The following is a 20,573-nucleotide window of genomic DNA, read 5'->3' as shown; positions in this document are numbered from 1 at the left end:
TCCTTAGTAATCTGACTACTTATAATTAATTGCTGTACCATTACTATCAACTATCTTAGACCAACTATTACGAATTGTTTTCTTCACTGTTTCTGGGAAAGCCACATAATCTAACTCGGCAGAAGCAGCATCACCTTTTTCTAATGCCCAGTTAAAGAATTTTAAAGCTGCCGCTGTTTGTGCTGGTTTATTAGTTTGTTGATAAAGGATGATATAAGTTGCTGTTGATAAAGGCCATGCTTGATCCCCTGCTGCATTAGTCATATCTTGAGCAAAGGTTTTTTCCCAATCAATACCTTCAGCAGCAGCTTTAAAGGCATCATCACTAGGAACTACAAAGTTACCAGCCGCATTTTTTAAAGCCACATAAGCCATTTTATTTTGTTTAGCATAGGCATATTCCACATAACCAATAGAGTTAGCTAAACGCATAACAAAAGCAGAGACCCCCTCATTACCTTTACCACCCACACCTACAGGCCATTTAACGGCTGCGCCAGCCCCTACTTGATCTTTCCAGCCTGTACTTACTTTAGCTAGGTAAGAAGTAAATACAAAGCTGGTACCTGAACCATCCGCACGACGCACTACCGTAATTTTGGCATTAGGTAAATCAAGGCTAGGATTCAAGTTTTTAATAGCTTCATCATTCCATTGGGTAATTTTTCCTAAATAAATATCAGCTAATACTTCGCCTGTTAATTTTAACTGTCCTTCTTTAATGCCTTTAACATTGATAACAGGCACCACACCACCAATTACGGTAGGAAACTGTATTAAACCCTCTTTAGCTAAGTTTTCATCAGTTAATGGGGCATCAGAAGCACCAAAATCAACGGTTTTAGCTAATATTTGTTTAACACCTGCACTGGAACCTATTGATTGATAATTAACGCGATTACCTGTTTCTTTATAATAACTATCTGCCCACTTTGCATAAACAGGTGCAGGGAAAGAGGCTCCTGCACCTGTAATATCTTGTGCGGCCACAGGTAAAGCAACTAACAAAGAGGCTAAACCAAGTGTTTTTAAGATCGATGTTAAGCGCATAATACTCACCTTTATTATTAAGTTATGCGTATCATGACAAAGTTTTGTGACAGTTTTATGACACAACTGTAAAATTATTTTTTGTTAGAAATATCCTCCTGTACTTTTAATATCCACCACTATATTAATAGCTATTTTGTAAATTATTGTAAAAAATTTATGCTCATGTTACTATCAGTCGATAATATGGAATTTAATAATAATCTATGCCAAAAAATTTTAAATCTTTAATAATAAAAGTATGCATATTATTTTTTTTCATAGCACCTATCTGGGTTTATTATAGTACCCATCAAGAAGAAAAAATTGTGTATGGTAGAATGAAAACAGATGCGCAACTTTTAACAGAACTTGATTGTAATTCTGAAAGTTGTATTGTTGACGGTGAAATAGAATATATTAATACAAGCACCCCTCAAAGTAGAACCTTCTTCTCTGCACCACTTACTTATTATTACAAATATACTTTTACTGTTAATAATATTACCTATCATAACAATATTGAAGTTTATGGAGAAGCGAATGTTTTTCGTGGAGGAGTGGTTTGGTTACCCAATGCAAAAATCAATAGAGGAGGAATATTTAAAGAAAAAATTAAATTTGATCCTGATAACCCTAATATCAATCTACCATTAAACTATATTGCTGTTATATCTGATAGTTCTAGTCCTTATAACAATAAACGTAAAAATGCTGTTGTGTACTTCTTTCTTGGATTACTTTTTACTTATTTGTACATTACAGAAAAAAAAGAATCATATTGAATAAAAAATCACTGAATTAACTCTCGTTTAACGAAAAACACTTAGCTAAGGTTATTGAGCTCTAATTTTTTATAATTTCTTATCATCTATTGATTTTAATAAATTTTTTATCACTAATAACTTTAAAAAAAGGCTGAGCGCTTTATAATACATTAGAAATCATATGGAATTAATTAAAATAGCTAATGTATTTTTCTAGAAAGTTTATCCAGTATCCTTTTATAGTAATGTTTTTACTAGCTTTAACGGCCTGTCAAACTAATTTCAGTGATGCTGATCTTGATCGACAAGAAATTGTTACCAACCATAGTAATGTAGCTGCTGGTGAATTATTACAAACAGATGCTAACCGTGTAACTACTATAGCCATGCGTAATAACTTGCATGCCCTTTATGTTTTATTAGAAAAATTTTATAAACGCAACCCTCAAGAATGGCGAAAAACAGCCAACTCCTTAGAGCAGGCTAGAAAAGTAGTATTTGATGCTATAGAACATGATAAATTTCTACCAGGCCTAGATAATAAAACAAGTATTGATGCACTGTATGTTGCCCTAGATCCAAATTATACAGGTGACCGAGCAGGTGCTTTAATTTATGGTTTGGCTACAATGATTATTGTTGCCCATGGCGACCATACAAAATTTTATTTGTCTGATGTTGTTGATGCTGAACATATATTTAATGCTGCTCGTAATGTAGAAATTGCCCAATGGATGCTTAAACAACGTAAAAGTTTAGATGGTAAACCATTGCTTATCTCTAATGAGATATCTGCTACAGGCTATAATTTAAGTTTTGCCATTGAACTAGCCAAAATAACTGCTCGCTTAGATTTAGTTTCAGCTATGCTAGATGAACGTTATCGACGTGTTGGCACCAACTATGTACATAATTTGCTATTCTTAACTTTCTTACCCGTACAATGATTTTACTGTTTACAAGTGACAAGCTACTCACTAAACATTGAAAACTGTTGATATGGCAAAGGAGCATTATAAGGTTTAAGCAAGGATTTAATTGTATATTCTATAGGTGAAGGTCTACTAAATAAAAACCCCTGAATATACTCTACCCCTTGATTACTCAAATAATATAATTGGTCTACTGTTTCAACACCTTCTGCTACAATATCCATCTCCATATTTTTAGCTAAACTAATAATGGTATCAAGCAAATAAGTAGCTGAATATTTTTTATAAATAGTTGATACAAACATTCTATCAATTTTTAAATTATCAATTTTATATTTCTGCAAATACCCCAAATTAGAATAGCCTGTTCCAAAGTCATCTATTGAGATAGAAACACCTATTTCATGAAATTTATCTATTAATTTGTCTAATTTATCAGATGATTTAACAAATTGACCTTCAGTTAATTCTAATACTAGTTTGATTGTATCAGCTGGAAATCTAGCTAAAAACTGTTGGCAGTCAGTTAATAAATCGGGATCATCTAGATGAGAAGCATGAATATTGAAACTAACATAAAATGGTTTAGGGAGAGAAAAAACATAAGGCGTTAATTCATTTGCTACTCTTTCCATAAGGCCTTTTGTCATAGGAATAATAAGTTTAGTACGCTCCGCTAAACCAATAAATTTATTGGGTGTAATTAAACCATGTTTTGGGTGTTGCCACCTTGTTAGTACTTCAAGGCCATGCCATCGATAGTCCGCTGTAGAAATAATTAATTGATAATAAGGAACCAACTCATTGTCTAAAATAGCCCGTTTGAACTCTCGCTTGGCTGCAGTCATTGCTATATAAAGAAGTACAATAATGCCCAATATTAACAATGCTATTGTTAATATAATAAAAGATTGAATAGTTTGGTAATTACTTTTGATAGCAATATAATTTACCATAACTTTAAACGGATATTTATTAGAATGAAAACCCAGCCATTCCTGCACTTTAGAATCTTCAATTACTGATACAGTATTATCTGCACCTATCAACTTATTATTAATAATAATAAAACTTTCTTTTTGAAATTCAGATGTCTGTAAGATATCTGCTATTACTTTACCATGAATTCCAACAAACGCTCCCCAATCTCCATCTCTAATACTATAACTAATAACGGGAGTATTCGGAGTCAAATGATTGGACTCAAATAAATTAAGAGGTTCTTGTAGATAACGCTTCAGATTAACATAATTTTTTTGAATTAATTCATAGATAGACGAACAATAGATAACATCATTATGTGTTAATGTTGCAGATCTAATTACATTACTTGTAGCCACTAACTTTTTAAAACTATACTCTTCCAACTTACAAGGAATATCTTTCATTCCTATTATATTGTGTGTAATTTTATTCGCTTCATCAAAAACATAATTAAGTTTATCAATTACACGGTTTGATTCGAATACAATCTGTTTTCTATAGTTCTCATTAATACGATAATAGTTATAAAACTCAGACAATAATACAACTAATAGAAATACCAATATCGCAATAACAGCAAGAGCTGTATTGGAATAGCGAGCCTTTAGTAAAAAATGATGCATCAAATGCATAAATAACAGCCTACCTAATTAAGGTAGCTTTTAAAGTTATAATCTTTATATGCACTTTTATGCCTCCAAAATAATAAATTAGTCTATATCTATGCTAATTTAAGTATTTTTAAAAACATGTATATTAGATATTAGTCATATTAACCAGCTCTTGATAATGTCGACAAATGTTGCCAAAAGCTACCATGTTACTGAGAAACAACCAAATTCAATACTAACAACTATAAAAAATAGCCTAGTTGCTATAACAAACTAGGCTAGTTAAATAGACTTATTGATCAATACATTATTTTATTTCGACTTGCCCCATCATTCCTAATGTTTCATGCTCTAGAATATGACAATGATACATTCTTAAACCTTTATCATAATCTACAAACACAATGCGCGCTTTCTCATAAGGTTTTAGATTGATAGTATCTTTTAGCTCTTTAAATAATGGTTTAGTTACTTTACCCGCTAACTCATATTCTTTTACTTGGAATTGAGGACCATGTAAATGGAAGGAGTGATCCATATGGGAGTTATTAAAAATCTCCCACTCTTGTACTTCACCTGACTTGATAGTGAAATCAACACGCTTTAAGTCATGCTTTTTACCATTAACTAAGAAATCCACGCCTGCTGGTGAGTTAGGATTATTTACCTCAGTAAACTCAACTTTATAAGTTACAGCAGATTTAGCCGCATCAGCAATATCTTTTAATTTTTCTGGTAATAGTATTTTATCTTTAAGCTGCATTTTTACTTGAGCTAAAGGTAAATCTTGCTCTTTAGCAACATTACCCATTTTACCACGATCATAGGCCAAAGCAGTTAATGTAAAATCACCTTGCTTTTTAGGTGTTAATACTATTTCTGCTCGCTCACCCGGTGTTAAAAGTATACTAGTAATGGCTTGTGGCTTTTCTAATAAGCCACCATCACTAGCAACTTGATAAGCCTCTACTTGATCTTCAGGAAATGATAACTTCAAATAGCGTGCAGAATTACCATTCCAAATTCTCCAACGCTGTGTACCTTCTAAACTGATCACAGGCTGATATTGGCCATTAATTAACTGAAACTGCCCTTCTCGACCATTCATCCAATCCAACATAGTATTGCTAGCAATTTGTCCTTTTTTATCTAATTTCAAATCAGAGAAAAACAGATTTTGCTCTGGAATAGCTTTTAATGGGTCATTAGGATCTCGCACAATAAATGCACCTGCTAACCCTCTATAAACCTGTTCAGCAGTATACTCATGAGGATGTGGATGGAACCAATAAGTACCAGAAAAATCTTTTGGCAAAGTAAATTCAATATTTCTTGTATCACCTACTTCAATGGGGTGTTGAGGATTGCCATCCACTTGTGGTGATACAGGTAAACCATGCCAATGAACAGTTGTTCCTTGGGGTAAATGGTTTTGTATAGCAACTTTTACTGTTGTTCCTGCCATTACATCAATGACAGGTAAAATCTTCTGCTCATACAACCAAAAAGTTGTAGGTTTATTAGGGATTAGCTCAACCTTGGTTGGCATAATCATTAAATCCGTCTGAAACACACCCTGTTGTTTACTCTTATTAGTCAATACGGGTAATGGTTGTAAGGGTTGCCCTTTTAGCATTAAATCTGTTGATAATAATTCTTCATTACTTGAAGTCATCACCATATCCGCATGTTGGCTATGATCCTGATGAGAAGTATGATGATTATGTTGCTGAGCAAAACTGATTGAACTTGATAGAGTAAAAATAAATAAATAACTTAATTTTTTTACTAGTTTTTGATTCGGCATAAAGGTCTCTTTTTACTAGTTACTTTTTAGCTTTGGGGTACCTCCAATACCATAACACTTCTTCTTTACCATCGTTGATACCCACCCAACTATTACTTTCTCCGGTCATTATACCATCAATAGCCCATCTAATTTCACTAAGCCAATTTTTACCAATTGTTAATGTAGCGGGCTCTAATCCAGCCGAAAACTCCCATTTCTCAGACTGTTTACAAAAACTTATATGCCATTCTTTAGGTGCAATCCACTTGGCAACACCTACTCTATTATTGGGAATACCTAATATTTCATTACTAGGTGCAGTAATGGTAATCGTTTTATGATTAATTTTTTGGTCTTTTTCAAATGCTTTAAGCAATAACATTAATGAGAGGCAACCTATATCATCTGCTGTTATGTGCCAATTTGGGTAGTGAATGTCATCAGGATACTGATATCGCCACAGCGAAATAACCCCTTGTTGCTTCCAATTCTCAACATACGACATTGAACACTCAACTCCTCATTTATACTCAAATAATGATGTATAAAACTACTCTTATAATAATTATAAATTATGCCATAGATTATAATCATAAGTAATATGATTATTTATCATTTTTAAAAAAGTTTTTAAATACAATCCTTCATTGTTATTAATCTAGATAATACTCTTAATTTGCCATTTAAAATAGTAATAGATTAATCCTACTCAAAGAAGAATTAGAAGTCTTATATAATAAGAAAATACTATAAAAAGCTTAACTGTAACTTAATAATAATATGCTTAAGATCATTTTATATATAAATTTAAAAAAATATACCCATATACATCTTGTTAGAAAACCTAATAAATGTATATGGGTAGTATAAGTATTACTAACGTTCTAATAATATACGTAACATACGACGCAATGGCTCAGCTGCCCCCCATAGCAACTGATCCCCTACAGTAAAGGCACCTAAATATTGTGATCCCATATTTAACTTACGTAATCTACCAACAGGGACAGTCAAAGTACCAGTTACCGCAGTAGGCGTTAAATCTTGCATACTAATTTCACGATGGTTAGGTACTAACTTCACCCAATCATTATGATTTTTTATCATGCTTTCAATGTCTTCCATAGGTACATCTTTATTTAATTTAATTGTTAATGCTTGACTATGGCAGCGCATTGCACCAATACGTACACAAATACCATCAATAAGTATTGGATTTTTAGAGCGACCTAAAATTTTATTCGTTTCAACTTGTGCTTTCCACTCTTCACGACTTTGACCACTAGCTAGTTCTTTATCAATCCAAGGGATTAAACTACCTGCTAAAGGCACTCCAAAGTGTTCATCTGGAAAACTCGCACTGCGTTGAGTAGCTGCCACTTTGCGATCAATTTCTAAAATAGCGCTAGCAGGGTTAGCTAATTCATCTGCTACTGAATCATTAATAACACCCATTTGTTTGATTAATTCACGCATATTTTGCGCACCAGCACCTGATGCAGCCTGATAAGTCATCGCACTCATCCACTCCACAAGGCCAGCTTCAAATAAACCACCTAACGCCATCAACATTAAGCTAACAGTGCAATTACCACCAATAAAATCTTTTTTACCCGCATCTAATGCTTGGTCAATCACTTTACGGTTTACAGGATCAAGCACAATTACAGAGTCATCTTCCATTCTTAACGTGGAAGCTGCATCAATCCAGTAACCTTGCCAACCTGCACTACGTAATTTAGGGAAAATTTCAGTCGTGTAATCACCACCTTGGCAAGTAATAATGGCATCTAATGTTTTTAGCTCATCAATATCATAAGCATCTTTCAATGGATCTACTGTTTTACCAATAGAAGGCGCTGCACCACCCACATTAGAAGTGGTAAAAAATACAGGCTCAATAAGATTAAAATCCATTTCCTCTTGCATACGTTGCATAAGGACCGAACCAACCATTCCACGCCAACCAATTAAACCTACGCGCATCATATAATATTGTTTCCTCTAAATACTTAGTGCATTAATGCCCCAGTGACTAACAAATTACAACTTCTTTAACTCTGCAACAACTGCATTACCCATTTCTGAAGTAGATACTTTATCACATCCTATAGACATAATATCAGCAGTTCGCAAATTTTTGTCTAAAGTCAAACCTACTGCTTTTTCAATTAAGTTAGCTGATTCAGTGTGCTTAAAGGTATAACGCAACATCATAGCGACGGACAAGATAGTTGCCAATGGGTTAGCAATATTTTTTCCAGCAATATCTGGTGCTGAACCATGGCTAGGCTCATACATACCCTTACCATTGGCATCTAATGAAGCAGAAGGGAGCATACCAATAGAACCCGTTAACATTGAAGCCTGATCAGATAAAATATCACCAAACATATTTTCTGTTACGATCACATCAAATTGTTTAGGTAAACGTACCAGTTGCATAGCTGCATTATCTACATACATATGCGATAACTCTACATCTGGATAGTCCTTAGCAATATTATTAACGACTTCACGCCATAATTGGCTAGCTTCCATTACATTGGCCTTATCCACAGAACAAAGCTTTTTATTACGTAATTGCGCCATTTCAAAGCCCACTCTAGCAATACGCTCTATTTCACTCTCACGATAAGGTAAGGTGTTATAACCTTGACGTTCGCCATTCTCTAAAGTGCGGATACCTCTTGGCTCACCAAAATAGATACCGCCCGTTAGCTCACGGACAATTAAGATATCTAACCCAGCTACAAACTCAGCTTTTAAACTAGAAGCATCTGCCAATTGAGGATACAAAATAGCAGGACGTAAGTTAGCAAATAGCCCTAGTTCAGAACGAATTTTTAATAAACCTTTTTCAGGGCGAATGCTACGCTCAATAGTATCCCATTTAGGGCCACCTACAGAACCTAATAACACAGCATCTACTTCACGAGCAGTCGCTAAGGTTGAGTCAGCTAACGGAACACCATATTTATCGACAGCCGCACCACCAATAGCATCTTCTGTTAACTCAAAACCTAAGTTATATTTATCATTAATAACATCTAATACTTTAACCGCTTCAGCAACGATTTCTGGACCAATACCATCACCTGGTAGTACTAAAATTTTCTTACTCATAATAATATTCCCAATTCACTTTTTAATTAAATATCCAGTTATAACTTAGTAGCCCATACTACTAATACATCAGTAGAAAATGAGCCTTGCTGATCTATTTCAAAATAATCTCTTACTTCTTGTGCCATTGCTTGTTGCAAAGCTAAGATAGCCGATCTATACACCTCTGGAGTACGCATCCGCTCTACCCAACTAGTAAACTCTAAACGTAATTTTTGCTTATGGTGCTTAGTAACAATTAATTGCGCTTCACCTAATTGCCTTACCCATTCTGCTACAGAATAATCACGCACATGACTAGTATCACGCAATACTTCTAATGTCTGTAAATAGGTATCTAATAGGGGCTGTTCAGGTGATACTACATCAATAAATGCCGCTATTCCTGATGGTTTTAACACACGCTTTACTTCACGTAAAGCAATCCCTAAATCTTGCCAATGATGGGCAGAATAGCGACTAAATACAAAATCAAAACTATTATCCGCAAAGGGTAAGGATTCAGCAACACCTTGCACTGTTTCTATATTGCCTAAATTTTTGGCAACACTGCTTGCAGCAACAACTTCCAGCATTGATTCAGAAAGATCATAGGCCACCACCTTATTAACGGAGGGCGCCACATGAAAACTCACATGCCCTGCACCACAGCCTAAATCTAATACATCTGCATGCTGACAATTAGCAACAGCCTGTTGTAATAAACTAAACTCCTCACCTTGGGCATGAACAGCACTGGTTAAATAGGCATTAGCTTGCTCACCAAACTGTTTATCCACCACCTGCTTATGATCTTTCATCAGCTATACTCTACTTGTTTTGAAATAACCAAGGCTGCGCCTGCTTATGTTTTTCTTCAAAGCTGCGAATGGTATCAGCATCTTGTAAAGTTAAACCAATATCATCCAAACCATTTAATAAACAGTGCTTACGGAAAGCATCCACTTCAAAGTGGTATTGCTTACCTTCTGGCGTAGTTACTGTTTGGCTAGCTAAGTCTATTGTTAATTGATAACCTTCTTTCGCTTCTACCGCTTTAAATAACTCATCTACTTCTTGTTCAGTTAAAATAATAGGCAATAAACCATTTTTAAAACTGTTATTAAAGAAAATATCTGCATAACTTGGCGCAATTACAGTACGAAAACCGTACTCTTCCAATGCCCAAGGTGCATGTTCACGGGATGAACCACAACCAAAATTCTCACGAGCAATTAATACCGTAGCACCTTGGTAACGAGGCTGATTAAGTACAAACTCTTTATTAATAGGTCTAGTTGAGCAATCTTGCCCAGGATAGCCCACATCTAAATAACGCCATTCATCAAATAAGTTCACCCCAAAACCAGTACGTTTAATTGATTTTAAAAACTGTTTTGGGATAATTTGGTCAGTATCCACATTAGCACGATCTAAAGGAGCTACTAAGCCAGTTACTTTAGTATAGGGTTTCATCTTATGCTCCTTCCTTCATTAATTCACGAACATCAATAAAATGGCCTGTCACTGCCGCTGCTGCAGCCATTGCAGGGCTCACCAAATGAGTACGACCACCTGCACCTTGGCGACCTTCAAAGTTTCTATTAGAGGTTGATGCACAATGCTCACCACTTTCTAAGCGATCAGGATTCATGGCTAAACACATAGAGCAACCCGGTTCACGCCACTCAAAACCGGCTTCAATAAAGATTTTATCTAAACCTTCTTGTTCAGCCTGTTCTTTCACTAAACCAGAACCTGGTACAACCATTGCTAATTTGACATTAGCAGCCACTTTACGCCCTTTAGCTACTTCTGCTGCCGCTCTAATATCCTCAATACGAGAGTTAGTACAAGAGCCAATAAATACTTTATCCACTTTAATATCAGTAATCGCTTGGTTTGCTTGTAAACCCATATATTTTAAAGCCCGTTCGATAGAACCACGCTTAATAGGATCAACTTCTTTGGCTGGATCAGGCACTATCGCATCTACTGGCAATACCATTTCTGGCGAAGTTCCCCAACTTACCTGAGGTTTAATAGTAGCAGCATCTAACTCTACTACAGTGTCAAAATGAGCATCGGGATCTGATACTAAATCTTGCCATGCAGCAACAGCCTTATCCCAATTATCACCTTTTGGTGCAAAAGGACGACCTTTTACATAATCAATAGTCTTGTCATCAACAGCCACTAAGCCTACCCTAGCACCTGCCTCAATAGACATATTACATATTGTCATACGGCCTTCAACCGATAAGTCACGGATAGCACTACCAGCAAACTCCATAGCATGCCCCGTACCACCTGCAGTTCCTATTTTACCAATCACTGCCAATACAATATCTTTAGACGTTACACCCGCAGCCAATTTGCCCTCTACTTTGACTAACATATTCTTCATTTTCTTAGCCACTAAACATTGCGTAGCTAACACATGTTCAACCTCAGAAGTACCAATGCCATGCGCTAATGCACCTAAAGCACCATGAGTTGAAGTATGGGAGTCACCACATACAATGGTCATGCCTGGCAAGGTAGTACCTTGTTCAGGGCTAATCACATGTACAATACCTTGGCGAGTATCATTCATCTTGAATTCTAATATACCAAAGTCATCACAGTTTTTGTCTAAGGTTTCTACCTGTAAACGCGATACTGGATCAGTAATAGACTCAATACCGCCTTTACGATCTGGTGTAGTAGGCACATTATGATCAGGTGTAGCAATATTGGCATCAATTCGCCAAGGTTTACGACCCGCTAAGCGAAGCCCCTCAAATGCCTGTGGAGAAGTTACCTCATGCAAAATTTGGCGATCAATATAAATTAAAGCGGAACCATCATCACGTTGTTTGACCAAGTGCTGATCCCATAATTTATCGTATAACGTCTTAGCAGACATGATATTTCCTCATCAAAACTATTTATTAATCTTTTATATGTATCTATAGTAGGGGTTTATTAGTAATAAAACAAATTTATAATTTTTATTAATTCTATAACCAAAAGGAATAGAAAATTTACCAGTACCAATTAAAGAAAATTGATTTAAAACAAATACTTTTTAAAAAACAACAAAGAAAGACCTAAAAAATAACCACACTATACTAAAGGTTAATATACAGTAACCATAATAAATGAAGAATTTACAGCCTTATAAGGAGTATAACTATAAAAGAGGAATATTGTGATGACTTCATTTTCAACAACAACTTTAAATACTGCGCGACTATTATTACGCCCCCTTGTCGCTCAGGATGCTCATGATTTATATAAAATAATGTTTGATACTGAAGTTCTGCGCTACTGGAAAACGGATCCTATCAAATGTATTGAACGTGCCTATAAAGTAATAGATGAAGCCAATAAAGCAATGAAGGCTAAAACCCAACTAACGCTAGGTATTATCAGAAAAAGTGATAATAAATTAATAGGTACATGTTTATTATTTAATATTCTAAAAAACGCCAAACGCGCTGAAATCGGTTATGGTCTAGCAACTCATGCTTGGAATAAAGGTTATATGCGTGAGGCACTTTATGAGTTTCTGAGTTTCGCCTTTGATAACTTACATCTTAACCGTATAGAAGCTGAAATTGATCCACATGATACTTGCTCTGGCAAAACATTAGACCATTTAGGCTTTCACAAAGATGGCTATTTAAAACAACGTTGGATTATTCATGGTGAACATTGTGATTCAGAGCTATATGGCCTATTAGCAGAAGAATGGGCTATTAGAAAAAAACAAAACAAGGTAGCTTAATATATTAAGTTACCTATAAAGCATCTTAATCTACAAATTGTTTTTCCATTAAATTAACATGCTCTTGGTTTTTCAACTGACTTATTTTAGAGTTCGTCAAATAAAAATGATCTCTTAACTTTTAATCACACATATTAAACCAAAATTTAGCATAACGTCGCGTTTGCTTATCATATTTAAGGGTTATAGGATCATATGGGCGCCATATCTTGGGTAGCGCCCCATGGCAACAGTGTCTTAAATTTAAAAGCTAGCCCCCTGCTAATACATTTGCAAGGATTTGGCTGTAAAAAGGCATTGCTAAAAAATTATATGCTTTATATCCATAATATGGCACATTCTAGTTTTTTATTATTTACTCACACTTTTTATTATCCTAATAAAACAGCGCATCGTTAGCTTATATATGTAAACAAAGAATAATACTATTCTCTAATCAACACAGTATTCCATAATAACTTTAATATTATATTAATTATTACTATTTTTACTGGTTGAGTATTAATAAAGGAGATAGTTTGGATATTTTTATAAATACAATTCAGATAGCTTTTTTTGTTATACAAAATAAAAACCCCTTGCAATAACAAGGGGTCTAATAATTCCTATGGCGGAGAGGGGGGGATTCGAACCCCCGATACCCTTTTGAGGTATGCTCCCTTAGCAGGGGAGTGCCTTCGGCCTCTCGGCCACCTCTCCGGTATTGGGGGCGTATCCTACCTTTTTTTTAGTCATTTGAAAAGCAAAATTTTCATTTTTTTCAAATTTTTCCTATTCAGGCTTTACAGCTTGATTTTTTTCCTTTTGAATACGTTGATAAATCTCTTCGCGATGTACCGCTACCTCTTTAGGCGCGCTCACACCAATACGAACCTGGTTACCTTTAACACCTAATACAGTGATATTAACATCATCACCTACCATTAAAGCTTCCCCAACCTTACGGGTTAGAATTAACATTCCCTATCTCCTCACAAGTACTTCTAGGATGTAAAATTGAACACATAATATTTCACAAAATGGAAATACTATAACCTTACTTTTTTAAAACAATCACCTTTAATAATAAGGGCATAATGAATTAAAAAAAGCACCCTTTTGTTTCAAAACATTTAATTAATCTAAAGTTTTATCTGGTGCATCTAGTTCAAATGCAGTATGCAATGACCTAACTGCTAACTCCAAATACTTCTCTTCAATCAATACAGAAATTTTAATTTCTGAAGTTGATATCATAAGAATATTAATACCTTCCTTAGCAAGTACTCCAAACATACGGCTAGCAACACCTGCATGAGAGCGCATACCCACTCCAACAATAGATACTTTAGCAATATCTAGGTTACCAGCAACCTCTCGCGCTGAAATCTTTTTGGCTGTATCATTTAAGATATCGAGTGCCGTTTGATATTCATTACGAGATACCGTAAACGTAAAATCTGTTGTCCCATCTTGAGATATATTCTGAACTATCATATCTACTTCAATATTAGCAGCACTGATAGGCCCTAGAATATCAGATGCTACTCCTGGAGTATCTGGCACTCCACGAATAGTTAGCTTAGCTTCATCTCTACTAAAAGCTATACCAGAAATAATAGGCTGTTCCACAGAAACCTCTTCATCAATTGTTATAAGAGTACCAGACCCTTCTTTAAAGCTATGTAATACACGTAATGGCACATTATATTTGCCAGCAAATTCAACTGAACGAATTTGCAATACTTTTGAACCTAAACTAGCCATTTCTAGCATTTCTTCAAAAGTAATTTTTTCTAAACGACGTGCCTTAGGCTCTATCCTTGGATCCGTTGTATAAACACCATCAACATCTGTATAAATTTGGCATTCATCAGCCTTTAAAGCCGCAGCTAGGGCTACACCTGTAGTATCAGAACCACCACGCCCTAATGTAGTAATATTTCCATTATCATCTACACCTTGGAAACCCGCTACAACTACTACTCTACCCGCTTTAAGATCTGCTTTAATATTATGGTCATCAATACTTAAAATACGCGCTTTAGTATGAGAACTATCCGTTTGTATTCTAACTTGTGCACCAGTATACGATTTAGCAGGTACACCAATAGTCTCTAAAGCAAGGCATAATAACGCTATTGTAACCTGCTCACCTGTAGAGACCATTACATCAAGCTCTCTCAGATTAGGACGATCTGTAATCTGCTTAGCAAGACCTAATAGCCTATTAGTTTCGCCACTCATTGCAGAAACAACGATAACAAGATCATTACCTTCTGCTTTAAACTTCTTAATTTTCTGCGCTACTTGCTGAATTCGTTCAACAGAGCCGACTGAAGTACCACCAAATTTTTGTACAATTAATGCCATAATATTAACTGCCTAACGCTATTGTGCAATTATTTTGCTATAAAGTCTGTTCTACAAAAGTAGTTGCTAAAGTTAATGCCTCATCTATTTTTGAAACATTACTGCCACTACCTTGTGCCATAGTTGGACGACCACCGCCCTTACCTTCTACTACTTCACAGGCTTGTTTAATTAAGTCCCCTGCTTTTAATTTACTACTTAGATCATCTGTTACACCTGCGACTAAAACAGCTTTACCATCTAACTCACTAGCTAATAAAATAACAGCTGAACCTAATTTATTTTTAAGTTGGTCTAATAAGGCCAATAATGCCTTATTATCTTGACCATCAATACGTGTTGCTAAAACTTTTACGCCTTTAATATCTAATGCATTAGATACTAAATCACTACCTGCAGCTGAAGCTAATTTCGCTTTTAGTTGCTCTATATCTTTTTCCAACTGACGATTCTGCTCTAATACAGATTTCAGTTTTTCAAAGAAGTTATCTTTGTTACCCTTTAATAATTGCGCAGCTGTCTTTAAATCGCTGTCTGCGGAGTTTAAATAATCAAAGGCAATAGCACCAGTTACTGCTTCAATACGACGCACGCCTGAAGCAATACCTGTTTCCGCAATAATTTTAAATAGACCAATATCACCTGTACGATCAACGTGAGTACCACCACAAAGTTCAACAGAGAAACCACTACCCATTGAAAGAACACGTACTACATCACCGTATTTTTCTCCAAATAGAGCCATAGCTCCCATTTCTTTGGCAGTGTCTATATCAGTAATTTTGGTTTGAACTTGAGTATTTAGGCGTATTTGCTCATTGACTAATCGTTCCAACTCTTCAATTTGTAAGGGAGTCACAGCTTCAAAATGGCTAAAGTCAAAACGAAGGCGTTGGCTATCAACTAATGAACCTTTTTGTTGTACATGATCGCCTAAGACTTTTCTTAAAGCTGCATGTAACAAATGTGTCGCAGAATGATTCAGTGCAGTAGCTTTACGTACATTAATATTGACTACTGCCTTTAGTAACATACCTGTGTGGATAGTCCCTTCAGCTACCTTACCATGATGTAAAAAAGCACCTTTTACTTTAGTTACATCATGAACTTCAAAGCGTACACCATCTATAAATAAGTAACCTGCATCGCCTACTTGTCCACCTGATTCAGCATAGAAAGGTGTTTTATCTAGAATAACACAGCCTTCATCACCTATTTGCAATTCTGTGATGCTTTCATTACCTTTTAATAAACCAACTACCTTACCTTCATCTGCTAAGTAATCATACCCTGTAAATTCTGTTTCAGAATCTATTTTAAGAATACTGTTATAATCTACACTAAACTGACTAGCTGATTTGGCTCGAGCCTGTTGTTCCTTCATATTGTGTTGGAAACCTTCTTCATCCAACACTAATCCTCTTTCACGAGCGATATCATTAGTTAAGTCAACAGGAAAACCATAAGTATCATATAGCTTAAAGATAACATCACCAGGAATAGTATTCCCAGTTAGTTCCGCTAGATCCTGCTCTAAAATACGTAAACCCTGATCTAATGTTTTAGCAAATTGTTCTTCTTCTGCTTTTAAAACACGTTCAATATGGCCTTGGTTTTGTTTAAGCTCTGGATAGGCATTGCCCATTTCAGCCACTAATGCAGCGACTATTTTATGGAAAAACGCACCCTTAGCACCTAATTTATTACCATGGCGACAGGCACGACGAATAATACGACGTAACACATAGCCTCGCCCCTCATTCGAAGGTAAAACACCATCAGCAATTAAAAAGCTACAAGAACGTATATGATCTGCTACCACTTTTAAAGAAGGTGCATCATCATTTGCACAACCGATTGCTTCAGCAGATGCCTTTAATAAGCTTTGGAATAAATCAATTTCATAATTAGAATGTACATGTTGCATTACTGCACTAATACGCTCCAAGCCCATGCCTGTATCAACACTAGGGGCTGGTAATGAATGCATTACACCATCTGCAGTACGATTAAACTGCATAAAGACCACATTCCAAATTTCTATATAGCGATCACCATCTTCTTCTGGAGTTCCGGGAAGACCACCCCAAATTTCAGCACCATGATCATAGAAAATTTCTGTGCAAGGACCACACGGACCAGTATCCCCCATTGTCCAGAAATTATCCGAAGCATAAGGAGCACCTTTATTGTCGCCAATACGAATAATTCGTTCTGCTGGAACACCTACTTGATTCGTCCATATATCAAAAGCTTCATCATCATTCTGATAAATAGTGACCCATAGTTTCTCTTTAGGTAAACCCAACCACTCAGTTGAGGTTAGAAACTCCCAAGCATAACTAATAGCATCTCTCTTAAAATAATCGCCAAAACTAAAGTTACCTAGCATTTCAAAAAAAGTATGGTGTCTAGCTGTATAGCCTACGTTCTCTAAGTCATTATGCTTGCCACCTGCTCTTACGCATTTCTGGCTTGTGGTAGCACGAGAATAAGAACGTTTTTCGCCCCCTAAAAAACAATCCTTAAATTGATTCATGCCTGCATTAGTAAATAATAATGTTGGGTCATTATCTGGGACTAATGAACTAGAAGAAACACGGGTATGTTTTTTACTTTCAAAGAAACGTAAATAAGCTTCACGAATTTCTGTACTTTTCATAAAGCATTCCACGAAATTTGGTAACTAAAAGGCATATTAATCATCTTAATTTAAATTCTATTCTTCTATAATATATATCTAACTGTATAAAAAAACTTATTGAAACATTAAATACATATCATTAAATATACTAATTGATAGACACACTTACTAAATAACTACCTGCTTTAGCGCTTCAAACATAATTATTGAAAAATGTGCCACAACAAACAGCCCTGTCTATCAGAAAATAGACAGGGCTAGAATAATGCAATAATAAAACTAAACTGATAAATGATTAAAATAACTAATCATTAATTCAATTAAACTTTTACCTAATCTTAAGCATTCTACAGGATTATCAAGGTACTTTCAATAATGGCTTAATATACAACACACTATAAATAATGGATTGATTTATAACATAAAAACATCTCTTATTATAAGTACTTATCTAACTACTTCTATGTTTTAAAAAGCTTTTTAGAATAACCCCTTATAATAAGCTATATTAGCTATTGTATAAATTTTCTATCAATCTAATACATACAAAAGAAATATCATAAAAACTGAGAAACAAATTTATACTACAGTAATCGTGTGGCAATTAATTTAAGGATTATGATAAAATTACTGTTTATTATAATCCTTATTGCGCTTGTAGCTCAGCTGGATAGAGCGACCGCCTCCTAAGCGGTAGGCCGCGGGTTCGAATCCCGCCTCGCGCACCATCTATAGTTTCATATCATGTAAAGCCTTTATGTTGTTATCATTTAAAAAAAATATATGATTAACATTGGTTTCTCAATTTTTTATTCAGTCGACCATAGTCTAATAATAAAACTTTAACTAATAAACTATCCTAAAATATAATTATATAGAACAACTTCACTTATATCACTTACCTACCAAACACCTATGTTTTATAAGCCAATATATGAAAAAAGTAATCCTTTATATACACTCTAAAAAACAACAGTTTTCAAAATTACCATTATTTGATCTGCTAAAAAATGAAGAGTTTTCTTCAAAAGAAAAGTTATCTTCCACTCTACCCATAATGTCTCATTTTATAATGAGTTTCGGAGATTTAAATAAATATGTATTAAAATATACAGAGCCTAAAAATGAGTTAGAAAAAGTGGTAAATACTCACGCTAAAGAAGATCAAGATCATTGGAAATGGTTTATTGATGATCTAAAAACATTACAAATCAATAACATAGCCACTTTACCTGAACACTTAATGTATTTATGGGACTCTACAACATCATCCGTTAGAGAATTAACTTATACATTAATTGGAGAAATTTACAATAGTTCAGCAAAACAACGCTTAGCAATTATAGAGGCAATGGAAGCAACAGGTAATGTAATGTTTAAGGTTCTTGCTCCTTTAGCCAATGACGTAAAATTAAAATATAATAAGGAGTTAGTCTTTTGTGGAAATACTCATCTTTCCCATGAAACAGGCCATACTATTGGAAGTGAACAAAGATTATTTGATAATATCGCATTTAATACTAACGAATTAGAACTTATTAAACAAAAAATTGACATTGTTTTTGAGGCATTTACTCAATTTATTAATCTTCTCTTTAAGCTTATTCATTATAAATTGCTACAAAATAACAAATGAAATAAACATTTAGCTTCTAATGCCTAATTATATACAAAGAGACTACAAATGCAGCCTCTTTCCATCTTTAGTTAGTTTTTAATAACTAGACAAGCCATATTACGGGGAACAACTTTGGTAAATTGTGCAATTAAATAATGCAAGAATCTTGAAATATCATAGCATTCCTACTAAAGCCTAGTTTATAGATGTTCAACACTTATACAAGAACTTCCTTGACAGCCATAATTCTTGTGGTTTATAAATAATTAAAGCTCCTAGCTTATATCATTTTAAATTCTTTCCTAAATGCTCTAAACACTATGTTTAGAGTTTTTTATTTACCCATATCGATCTTTATTTTCTTTAGACTAAAGACTAATAAACGCCTCTCTCCCTTTAAGTCGATATACTTTTAGAAACAATCTACCTCTTTTCTTTTATAACACACCTAACTAACATAATATTCACAATATTATTTTTTAATAAGGTAGTTATAAAATGAAAAAAGCACTTCCATTTGCATTATTAGCATTAGCCCTTTCAAGTACAGCGCTTTATGCTCAAGAGCAAACTGAACAACCTCAACACAAATCTTTAAAAGAAGTGATGGCAGAAAAGAAACAAGCTAATAAAGAACAAGCAGCAACAGAGCGTCAAGCATTAAAAGATAAAATTAAAGCTAATAAACAAGAAGCTAAAAGCAAGTTAGATGCAGATAAACAATCACTTGAAGCAAAAAAACAAGAGCATAAAAATGGCTCAACAACTAAAGAAGATTTAAAGAAAGAACGTCAAGCACGTAAAGATAAATTTGAAGCAGACAAGAAGGCTGCAAAGCAAAACCGTATTGAGAAAAAGCAACAATTTGAAAATAAACTTCACCAAAAAGAACAAGATGCTTTAAACAAAGTATCTCAATAATGAAAAATAAGGTGATTAGCTAGCTAATCACCTTACATAAAAACCATTC

At 34.6% G+C, this 20,573-nt stretch carries 17 protein-coding genes and 2 tRNA genes; 6 read left to right on the top strand and 13 right to left on the bottom strand.

The genetic code is table 11. The annotated features are described in order from the left end of the window. Nucleotides 1-15 precede the first annotated feature (15 nt). On the bottom strand, nucleotides 16-1,050 hold the full coding sequence (gene pstS, locus ACQVD9_RS08870) for a phosphate ABC transporter substrate-binding protein PstS (RefSeq protein WP_264745681.1): 1,035 nt from the start codon (nucleotides 1,048-1,050) through the stop codon (nucleotides 16-18). A gap of 206 nt (nucleotides 1,051-1,256) precedes the next feature. On the opposite strand from pstS, the gene ACQVD9_RS08865 reads away from it, so the two are divergent. Both ACQVD9_RS08865 and ACQVD9_RS08860 read left to right on the top strand, forming a co-directional pair. Beyond that, entirely contained in the window at nucleotides 1,257-1,814 is a 558-nt protein-coding gene (locus ACQVD9_RS08865; RefSeq protein WP_264745680.1) for a hypothetical protein, read from the top strand. Between the two features lie 227 nt (nucleotides 1,815-2,041). Beyond that, nucleotides 2,042-2,743 carry a hypothetical protein gene (locus tag ACQVD9_RS08860; protein ID WP_264745679.1) on the top strand — a complete coding sequence of 234 codons (702 nt, stop codon included), beginning with the start codon at nucleotides 2,042-2,044 and terminating at the stop codon, nucleotides 2,741-2,743. 23 nt (nucleotides 2,744-2,766) lie between these two features. Here the strand turns inward: ACQVD9_RS08860 and ACQVD9_RS08855 are convergent, their stop codons facing one another. The 8 genes from ACQVD9_RS08855 to leuC form a co-directional block, all read right to left on the bottom strand. Next, nucleotides 2,767-4,344, bottom strand: coding sequence for an EAL domain-containing protein (locus ACQVD9_RS08855; protein WP_264745678.1), 1,578 nt, complete (start codon nucleotides 4,342-4,344; stop codon nucleotides 2,767-2,769). Nucleotides 4,345-4,630: 286 nt separating this feature from the next. Next, a complete protein-coding gene (locus ACQVD9_RS08850) occupies nucleotides 4,631-6,130 on the bottom strand; it encodes a multicopper oxidase family protein (RefSeq protein WP_264745677.1) in 1,500 nt (499 codons plus the stop codon). Nucleotides 6,131-6,149: 19 nt separating this feature from the next. Beyond that, nucleotides 6,150-6,617 (bottom strand): hypothetical protein, encoded by a 468-nt coding sequence (locus ACQVD9_RS08845; protein ID WP_264745676.1) that lies wholly within the window; start codon nucleotides 6,615-6,617, stop codon nucleotides 6,150-6,152. 371 nt (nucleotides 6,618-6,988) lie between these two features. Next, nucleotides 6,989-8,101 (bottom strand): aspartate-semialdehyde dehydrogenase, encoded by a 1,113-nt coding sequence (asd, locus tag ACQVD9_RS08840; protein WP_264745675.1) that lies wholly within the window; start codon nucleotides 8,099-8,101, stop codon nucleotides 6,989-6,991. A gap of 54 nt (nucleotides 8,102-8,155) precedes the next feature. Next, nucleotides 8,156-9,238, bottom strand: coding sequence for a 3-isopropylmalate dehydrogenase (gene leuB / locus ACQVD9_RS08835; protein ID WP_264745674.1), 1,083 nt, complete (start codon nucleotides 9,236-9,238; stop codon nucleotides 8,156-8,158). A gap of 38 nt (nucleotides 9,239-9,276) precedes the next feature. Then, nucleotides 9,277-10,038, bottom strand: coding sequence for a class I SAM-dependent methyltransferase (locus tag ACQVD9_RS08830; RefSeq protein WP_264745673.1), 762 nt, complete (start codon nucleotides 10,036-10,038; stop codon nucleotides 9,277-9,279). 10 nt (nucleotides 10,039-10,048) lie between these two features. Continuing rightward, the gene (gene leuD, locus ACQVD9_RS08825; protein WP_264745672.1) at nucleotides 10,049-10,693 is read right to left on the bottom strand and encodes a 3-isopropylmalate dehydratase small subunit; all 645 of its coding nucleotides are present in this window, start codon (nucleotides 10,691-10,693) and stop codon (nucleotides 10,049-10,051) included. Nucleotide 10,694: 1 nt separating this feature from the next. Continuing rightward, entirely contained in the window at nucleotides 10,695-12,125 is a 1,431-nt protein-coding gene (gene leuC, locus ACQVD9_RS08820; RefSeq protein WP_264745671.1) for a 3-isopropylmalate dehydratase large subunit, read from the bottom strand. Nucleotides 12,126-12,413: 288 nt separating this feature from the next. Between leuC and ACQVD9_RS08815 the strand changes: the two genes are divergently transcribed. Beyond that, nucleotides 12,414-12,989 carry a GNAT family N-acetyltransferase gene (locus ACQVD9_RS08815; protein WP_264745670.1) on the top strand — a complete coding sequence of 192 codons (576 nt, stop codon included), beginning with the start codon at nucleotides 12,414-12,416 and terminating at the stop codon, nucleotides 12,987-12,989. Between the two features lie 608 nt (nucleotides 12,990-13,597). Here ACQVD9_RS08815 and ACQVD9_RS08810 read toward each other — a convergent pair. From ACQVD9_RS08810 to alaS, 4 genes are all read right to left on the bottom strand, one after another. Further along, a tRNA-Ser gene (locus tag ACQVD9_RS08810) sits at nucleotides 13,598-13,688 on the bottom strand. Between the two features lie 72 nt (nucleotides 13,689-13,760). Further along, nucleotides 13,761-13,949 carry a carbon storage regulator CsrA gene (gene csrA, locus ACQVD9_RS08805; RefSeq protein WP_201090329.1) on the bottom strand — a complete coding sequence of 63 codons (189 nt, stop codon included), beginning with the start codon at nucleotides 13,947-13,949 and terminating at the stop codon, nucleotides 13,761-13,763. Between the two features lie 156 nt (nucleotides 13,950-14,105). Continuing rightward, complete coding sequence (locus ACQVD9_RS08800) at nucleotides 14,106-15,341, bottom strand: aspartate kinase (protein WP_264745669.1); 1,236 nt, start codon at nucleotides 15,339-15,341, stop codon at nucleotides 14,106-14,108. Between the two features lie 37 nt (nucleotides 15,342-15,378). After that, entirely contained in the window at nucleotides 15,379-18,003 is a 2,625-nt protein-coding gene (gene alaS / locus ACQVD9_RS08795; protein WP_264745668.1) for an alanine--tRNA ligase, read from the bottom strand. A 633-nt stretch (nucleotides 18,004-18,636) separates the two neighbouring features. Here alaS and ACQVD9_RS08790 point away from each other — a divergent pair. The 3 genes from ACQVD9_RS08790 (at nucleotide 18,637) to ACQVD9_RS08780 (ending at nucleotide 20,524) form a co-directional block, all read left to right on the top strand. Then, nucleotides 18,637-18,713 (top strand) — tRNA-Arg (locus ACQVD9_RS08790). A gap of 206 nt (nucleotides 18,714-18,919) precedes the next feature. Beyond that, a complete protein-coding gene (locus ACQVD9_RS08785; RefSeq protein WP_264745667.1) occupies nucleotides 18,920-19,621 on the top strand; it encodes a hypothetical protein in 702 nt (233 codons plus the stop codon). Nucleotides 19,622-20,101: 480 nt separating this feature from the next. Further along, entirely contained in the window at nucleotides 20,102-20,524 is a 423-nt protein-coding gene (locus ACQVD9_RS08780; RefSeq protein WP_264745666.1) for a hypothetical protein, read from the top strand. The last annotated feature ends 49 nt before the right edge of the window (nucleotides 20,525-20,573 follow it).

The sequence above is a fragment of the Entomomonas sp. E7T21 genome (assembly GCF_058693955.1).
Note: the sequence above shows the minus strand (reverse complement) of the source record. Positions and strands in the feature narration are given on the sequence as shown.

Excerpts from the sequence above, each read along its gene's own strand:
- ACQVD9_RS08865 (WP_264745680.1), top strand. The coding sequence starts at position 1,257 with ATGCCAAAAAATTTTAAATCTTTAATAATAAAAGTATGCATATTATTT.
- ACQVD9_RS08830 (WP_264745673.1), bottom strand. The coding sequence starts at position 10,038 with ATGAAAGATCATAAGCAGGTGGTGGATAAACAGTTTGGTGAGCAAGCT.
- pstS (WP_264745681.1), bottom strand. The coding sequence starts at position 1,050 with ATGCGCTTAACATCGATCTTAAAAACACTTGGTTTAGCCTCTTTGTTA.
- ACQVD9_RS08800 (WP_264745669.1), bottom strand. The coding sequence starts at position 15,341 with ATGGCATTAATTGTACAAAAATTTGGTGGTACTTCAGTCGGCTCTGTT.
- ACQVD9_RS08815 (WP_264745670.1), top strand. The coding sequence starts at position 12,414 with ATGACTTCATTTTCAACAACAACTTTAAATACTGCGCGACTATTATTA.
- ACQVD9_RS08850 (WP_264745677.1), bottom strand. The coding sequence starts at position 6,130 with ATGCCGAATCAAAAACTAGTAAAAAAATTAAGTTATTTATTTATTTTT.
- ACQVD9_RS08860 (WP_264745679.1), top strand. The coding sequence starts at position 2,042 with ATGTTTTTACTAGCTTTAACGGCCTGTCAAACTAATTTCAGTGATGCT.
- leuB (WP_264745674.1), bottom strand. The coding sequence starts at position 9,238 with ATGAGTAAGAAAATTTTAGTACTACCAGGTGATGGTATTGGTCCAGAA.
- leuD (WP_264745672.1), bottom strand. The coding sequence starts at position 10,693 with ATGAAACCCTATACTAAAGTAACTGGCTTAGTAGCTCCTTTAGATCGT.
- asd (WP_264745675.1), bottom strand. The coding sequence starts at position 8,101 with ATGATGCGCGTAGGTTTAATTGGTTGGCGTGGAATGGTTGGTTCGGTC.
- ACQVD9_RS08785 (WP_264745667.1), top strand. The coding sequence starts at position 18,920 with ATGAAAAAAGTAATCCTTTATATACACTCTAAAAAACAACAGTTTTCA.
- ACQVD9_RS08780 (WP_264745666.1), top strand. The coding sequence starts at position 20,102 with ATGAAAAAAGCACTTCCATTTGCATTATTAGCATTAGCCCTTTCAAGT.
- leuC (WP_264745671.1), bottom strand. The coding sequence starts at position 12,125 with ATGTCTGCTAAGACGTTATACGATAAATTATGGGATCAGCACTTGGTC.
- csrA (WP_201090329.1), bottom strand. The coding sequence starts at position 13,949 with ATGTTAATTCTAACCCGTAAGGTTGGGGAAGCTTTAATGGTAGGTGAT.
- ACQVD9_RS08855 (WP_264745678.1), bottom strand. The coding sequence starts at position 4,344 with ATGCATTTGATGCATCATTTTTTACTAAAGGCTCGCTATTCCAATACA.
- ACQVD9_RS08845 (WP_264745676.1), bottom strand. The coding sequence starts at position 6,617 with ATGTCGTATGTTGAGAATTGGAAGCAACAAGGGGTTATTTCGCTGTGG.
- alaS (WP_264745668.1), bottom strand. The coding sequence starts at position 18,003 with ATGAAAAGTACAGAAATTCGTGAAGCTTATTTACGTTTCTTTGAAAGT.